This is a genomic window from Kaarinaea lacus, from assembly GCF_975902315.1.
The window spans coordinates 1-6,308 of the sequence record NZ_CDLKIE010000075.1; the positions used below are offsets into that span (position 1 = coordinate 1).

Consider the following 6,308-nt stretch of genomic DNA (forward strand, 5'->3'; position numbering starts at 1 on the left):
ATACATACACGTTGGTAGCAATTTGAATATTACCACCATCGCCTACCGATCCGTTGACTGATGTATTTACAGTTCCATTGTCTTGATAGATTAATGATTCTGCATCTAATGAAATATTACCACCATCTGCTTGCAGTGCTTTTGTGCTTATTTCACCTTGATTAGAAATATAAATTCTATTGGCATCGGATATTTTTATATTGCCGCCGCTGCCTGTTCCGGTGGAACCAGAAAAAATAAGGCCGCTTTCATTGATTGCTACGAGGTCTGACTCAATATTTATGTTGCCACCGTCACCAGTTGCAAGAGAGTTTTCAGTGCTTATACTTGATGCCGATATTTTTGATCTGGCGCCAGTTGTAGAATTGGTTCCTGTTAGAACTAATTTTTTACCAAAGATATTAATGTTACCACCTCTACCTGACCCTGAAGTTTCCGCGTTGACTGCTGCGCCATCTTTAATGCTCAGCTCGGTGGAATCTATAGTAATGTCTCCGCCCTGGCCTGTACTATTTCCTCCTGTTGAACTAAACATCCCTGTTTTATCAAGTTCTGACGAAGAGCCAATTATGTTGGTTGAATGCGCGTTAATGTAGATATTTCCAGCATTCCCTGCATTTTCTATTGTGGTATTAACGGATCCGCCGTTTTTCAGTAATAGATAATTAGCACTTATTAGTATATCGCCGGATACAGTTGAGCTTAATGTATCACTAGTTGCGCGAGTAATAACCCATGCGCCATCGTTTATAGTAATGTTTTCTCCAGTTAATGTAATAGTGCCGGCATCTCCACCTGTACCACCAAAGCCTAAGAAATCTACAAAAATCGATTCAGAGCTTACAGTCGATCTCGTGGATTCTAATGCGAATACATTTGTACTACCGTTTTCTAACTCTTGGTTATAAACAGCTTCGTTGATACCAGATATTAAAATATCTTTACTTATTATGTCTATATTTCCGGCGTTTCCGTCTCCTATAATTGTTGGGGTTAGAATGGTTGCGCCATTCAGTACTTCTAATTTCTCAGAATTTATGAATATATTGCCGGCATTTCCTGAGCCTGTAGTTGCTGCGCTTATTTTAGATTGAAAATATTCCTCTGTGAGAAAGTCAGGTTCTTGATTTATACCAGAAACTTTAATGGTTTCTGAGCTGATATTAATTGATCCACCTTGAGCGGATAAGTTCGTTGAAGTCGTTATTCTTGCTCCATCAACAACACTTAACGTTTCGGATTCAATGTTAATGTCGCCACCATCAACATCGCCATAAATATCGCTACGTATCCATGCGCGATTTGCTAATTCAATATTTTTAGAGTGGATATCAATATTACCGCTTGCGCCTCCGAGGAATCCGCCACTAGCGTCAATACCAGTGAAATCATCAAATGTTGGATCAAAAGCACCAGATAGTCCGGATATGTTAATCGAGTCAGCATCTATATTGATATTGCCTGCATTACCGCCAAGGCCAAAAAACAAATCGCTTACCGAGCTAACAGTAGAAGCGTCTTGAATATCAAGATTTGATGTTGTAATAGATATATCACCCGAATTACCAGTTCCAAGTGTGTTCGATTTAATGGAACTATAATTTGATAATTGAATGTCATCGGCTTTGACTATGATGTCACCGCTATTAGCATCCAGCAGAGAGGCAGATAATGATTCAATACTGGAATAATCATTCATTACAATCTTGGGAGCAGCTATACTAATGTCACCGGCATCGCTTCCGGAAAAATCAGATGTATTTGCGGCAATGTGGGCATTGTTTTTCAAGAGTAATTGATTGGATAACTCGACATCCATGCCAATCGTATTTGAGTTGAGAAATCCAGATTCTGAGTTCGAACTAACCGTGGAGCTGTCTAGCACAAGTTCGCCGCCCCGAATAACAACTTTTCCTCCTTCAAATCCATTAGTATTAATGGTTGAGTCGCTGTTTAGATTGATTGTGCCAAGCTGGTCAAACTGCGATAGATCAGTTTGTTCGGTGATGACGTTGAACTCTCCAGAAGACTGGGTGCTTCCGATATTTATTTTGCCATCGGGTGCTGCGACCGACGAACCATCAGACAATTCGATATTCCCTCCAACCAGGGAAACGGTATTTCCATCAAGAACATCGATAGTGCTACCGTTGATTGTGATGTCGCCGGTGGTATTATCAAGAAACCCAAATGCAGAAGGAGCTGCTACTGATAAAGTGGTATTTTGATTAATATCTGCATAGAAACGATCCTGTTCTCCCAGGCTGATGTAATCAGCGGTCGTAGCGTGAAAGGAACCGCTAATGTTGATCTGGGCATTGGGCCCAAATAGCATGCCGTTGGGATTCATGAGAAACAGGTTGGCACCTTGAATTGAGCTGCTGATAATGCCATCAATGTTGGACGGATTGCTGCCCGTTATGCGGCCGAATACGTTCTGTATGTTAGCAGGGCCAGAAAAATTCGCTGTTTGTCCAGTATTGACGTTAAAGTCACTAAAGCTGTGATACAAATTATTGCCAGCTATCTTCCCCATATCGGCCGTAATTTCCATATTAGGACCGGTTAATGTTCCGGTAGATCCCATGCTGCCGTCAAACGTAACATCAGCCTGAACACCAGGCAGGTAGCAACAGAATCCGGTGCTACCTATGATGGCTTTGACAATATGCTTGCAAGTTGCTTTATAGGCTTTGTCCATATGCTGTTCCTCTAGGGGAAGTATCCAACCAGCTTAAAATGTATACCATCGTCCTGTAATGAATCGTCAGGATTATTAACGTCTTTCAAAGGCTTACCCCAGTACAGGTCTGCCGCTCCAGTTCTATTCCATTGCCATCGCATGCCGAGGCCAACACTGTAAATAGTGGCGGTTTCTATTGCGTCATCTTTTGCCCAGGCTCGTCCGTAGTCAGAAAAGGCGGCAATTTGTATTAGATGTTGGTTAGACTCGCTCTGGAATATGCTTTTTCGCACTTCCAGTGATGCAATTAGTCCGTTATCCCTGACTAGCTGGTTTTCCCGGTAACCGCGGACAGTGGTTGCACCACCAACAGCGATTTCTTCCATGGGCATTAAGTTGTCGTCCGCAATTTGAAAATCGGTTCGGAAAACAGTTTGCACACCTATTGCGGGATACTGTTTGGCGAACTGAAACTGCGCTAGCCAGGCGACAAACTTGCTGTCCGGATCGCCATCCTCATTGTCACTCTCAAGGGTGGAATCTAAAGCATCTAATCCAATGCTGAGAATATGGCGAAATGATAAGACAGTGTCAGGCGTGAATTTGAGGTAGTTTTGAATGAGTCTAAGCGCAGTGATGCGCGTGACGCCATCAACTGAACCTGTACCCGCATAGTCAAAGCCGTCACCATCAACATATGATTTGCTGTAGCGTTTATCCAGCTGCAGAGAGCCATTAAGGGTCTCGGTACTTGCCTGATAAAACGGCATGGTGAAGCCAATTGTGGCCGTGTTCGATTCATTTTCCAGATCGACTCCAAGGTTTTTGATCTCATCTGTTACTACCTTGGAATCACTTAACTCATAGGCTGCATATAGAATTTTGTCATCAGCAGTCAAAGGCCATTGATAATTGATATAACCTTTATTGAGCCCTTCTGTGTGATTGTAAGTCAGATCAATTTTGTCGCCAAAACCGGTAATATTCAGGTGCTGGAATCGTAGTGTCCCCTGAAATTCGCCGATGGAAGGAGGGCGGTGATTATCCACCTGCACTAAGAAGCTGTAAGGCCGTTCCTCGGTAATTTCTATATTTAGTTTACTTTCACCTTTTTTATCGCCAGGCTCCAAATCAGCATTGATTCTTTTTATACGTGGATCCTGTTGTAATAAGTAAAGCCTCTCCTGCAATACATAAAGGTTAAACGGTTTATGCGGGTCCAGGCGAATGCGATCCGAAATATACTGGTCCCTGAGGCGTCCTTTGTTGCTCACATTAACGGTAGTTAGGTCGCCTTCAATAATATTAATTTCCAGTATTCCATCCTGGATGTCCTGGTCCGGGATCACAGCGCCAGAATTAAGGTATCCATTGTCAATATAATGTTTGGTAATCAGGTTTTTAATTTGCTGGATATCCAGTGTGTCAATGGTTTTACCTATGTAGGGTTGAACCAGCGCTTGTAACTGGTCATTGCTGAAGACGGTGTTCCCCGAAAATGTGACGTTCTCCAGTTTGAACTCTAAAACCCTGGATATTTGTTTGTCATTTGGTTCTGCTGGTTCAACGGGAGGTAGATCAAGTTTGGGCTGTTCATGTGGTTTGAAAGGTTGTTGCTTAAAGATATCAGGTCGTTCATCGGACGGACGGCTAAATGGGAATATGCCTTCCACGGCAGCAGCACTGTCGATAAACAGTATTAACATGACACCTGTTAAGCCAGTAAATTTACGCAGCATTATCGTTTATATTTTTGTGAGTGGACTTTGCGTAAAGAAAATGGAGCCACAATCTAAGTGATGAGTTCTGGTATCGCTAAATGCAGTGGCTACATTCTCGTTTAAGTGAAACTATGATGAAAATAGCAATCCTGCCAATCTCCCATGAATTTGCGCCAGTATAAAACCCGGTATATTTCGCAACAATAACGGTTTGCACAAATGTAAATAGTTCACATTATTTGTAACTACTAGTTGGTGCAATAAATATCAACTGGTTCATAATTACTAATCCTTTGTTTGATTGATCTGTTTTTATGCAACGGTTAAGCAGCGACGCGGGATACTTCCTGGTATATTGCGTTAGTCGCTGCTGATGGTTCGAATCCGGTTAAGGCTTTGCAGACTCGCTGACACTGCTGGTAAACGGCAACTGCTTCGATGTATCGACCTTGTTTCATGTAACATTTCATCAGGCGTTGATAGAACGCCTCCGATAATTGTTCAACTTCAATTCCTTTTCGGTAATAGTCGATAGCCTGTTCACAATGTCCGTGTTGCTCGAAAATATCACAAACTTGTGAAAGGCAGCGAACAAACCGGGTTTTCAGTTTTTCTCGGAACGCGATAAACCAGGATTGTTCGTCTTCGTATCCCAGGAAGTGCCCCTGGTATAGTACTAATAGCGTGTTTGCCAGCTTATTAATATTGCCAAGTTCAAATTCGTTCGAGTGAGTCTGAGCCTTTATTTGGTTCATGGTTTTTTCCAGCGCCCATACATCCACCCAGCACTCCTGGTCATTCAGGGTTAAGTGGCTATCCAGTAGTTGCATGGACTCCATGGTCAGGTATTTACGAACCCTATGCAGGGTTACCGAAAACGAAGTGTGTGCGACGTCGCCATCCGCATCGGGCCACAATGCATCATTGATTCGTACTTCACCTACAGAGCGGCTTCCCAGGGCGATTAGCAGTTTTAACAATTCGCTGGGTTTGTGCTGGCTACTACCGTGTGCATTAATCAGTTGGCCGTATTTATAGATGGAAAAATGCCCTAACGTGGTAATGACGATTGGGTAACTGTTTATAGCTGTTTCAATAATTTGCTTTTTGTCCGTGAAAAACTGTAACTCGGTTGTAGGCGCAGTTTTGTATAGTGAAGTTGGCATGGGTATCCCTCGGTCTTTGCTGGTCTATGTAATGGCTGTGACACGCCAAGCAGGCGGGGGGTTTAGTATGTGGTATCAATTGATCGCGTTTTGCGAAGAAAAGGGGTAGTTCAGATTTTTGTGGGGATTATTAACCAGGCAGGTCAATAATCATCCAGGCGATAGCTGGATGAACTTAAAAGGAAGGGTAATAAGAAAGTCGGACTACTGGGCTGGATTAAACTTCCAGGTAGTCGAGAATACCTTCGGCAGCTTCACGGCCTTCGTAAACAGCAGTCACCACGAGATCGGAACCGCGCACCATATCACCACCGGCAAAAATCTTGGGATTGCTGGTTTGGTATTTAAATTCATGGTCGGCAGGCGCTTTAACACGCTGACGGTCGTCTAGCTCAATGCCGAAGTCCTTGAACCAGTCCGCCGGGCTAGGGCGAAATCCAAAGGCAATGATGACGCGATCTGCGGGAACGATTTCTTCTGATCCCGGAACAGGTTCTGGCCGACGCCGGCCACGTTCATCGGGTTCGCCGAGCTGGGTTGTGACCAGTTTGATGCCTTCTACCTTGCCATTGCCGACGATTTCCACCGGTTGGCGATTCCAGAGGAATTGCACGCCTTCTTCCTTGGCATTGACAACCTCGCGCTTGGTACCCGGCATATTTTCCTCATCACGACGATAAGCGCAGGTGACCGACTCGGCGCCTTGACGTATAGATGTGCGGTGACAGTCCATCGCAG

At 43.8% G+C, this 6,308-nt stretch carries 4 protein-coding genes; all 4 read right to left on the reverse strand.

The window, feature by feature from the left end:
• On the reverse strand, positions 1-2,701 hold a 2,701-nt coding region (locus tag ACWVCM_RS01720), incomplete at its 3' end, for a two-partner secretion domain-containing protein (protein WP_455199972.1).
• An 11-nt stretch (positions 2,702-2,712) separates the two neighbouring features.
• Positions 2,713-4,389 carry a ShlB/FhaC/HecB family hemolysin secretion/activation protein gene (locus tag ACWVCM_RS01725; protein ID WP_455199973.1) on the reverse strand — a complete coding sequence of 559 codons (1,677 nt, stop codon included), beginning with the start codon at positions 4,387-4,389 and terminating at the stop codon, positions 2,713-2,715.
• A 338-nt stretch (positions 4,390-4,727) separates the two neighbouring features.
• Positions 4,728-5,570, reverse strand: coding sequence for an AfsR/SARP family transcriptional regulator (locus tag ACWVCM_RS01730; protein ID WP_455199974.1), 843 nt, complete (start codon positions 5,568-5,570; stop codon positions 4,728-4,730).
• A 217-nt stretch (positions 5,571-5,787) separates the two neighbouring features.
• On the reverse strand, positions 5,788-6,308 hold a 521-nt coding region (locus ACWVCM_RS01735; protein WP_455199975.1), incomplete at its 5' end, for an FAD-dependent oxidoreductase.

What these genes read in the sequence shown, in the direction of transcription:
- ACWVCM_RS01725 (WP_455199973.1), bottom strand. Translation starts at nt 4,389, where the DNA reads ATGTTAATACTGTTTATCGACAGTGCTGCTGCCGTGGAAGGCATATTC.
- ACWVCM_RS01730 (WP_455199974.1), bottom strand. Translation starts at nt 5,570, where the DNA reads ATGCCAACTTCACTATACAAAACTGCGCCTACAACCGAGTTACAGTTT.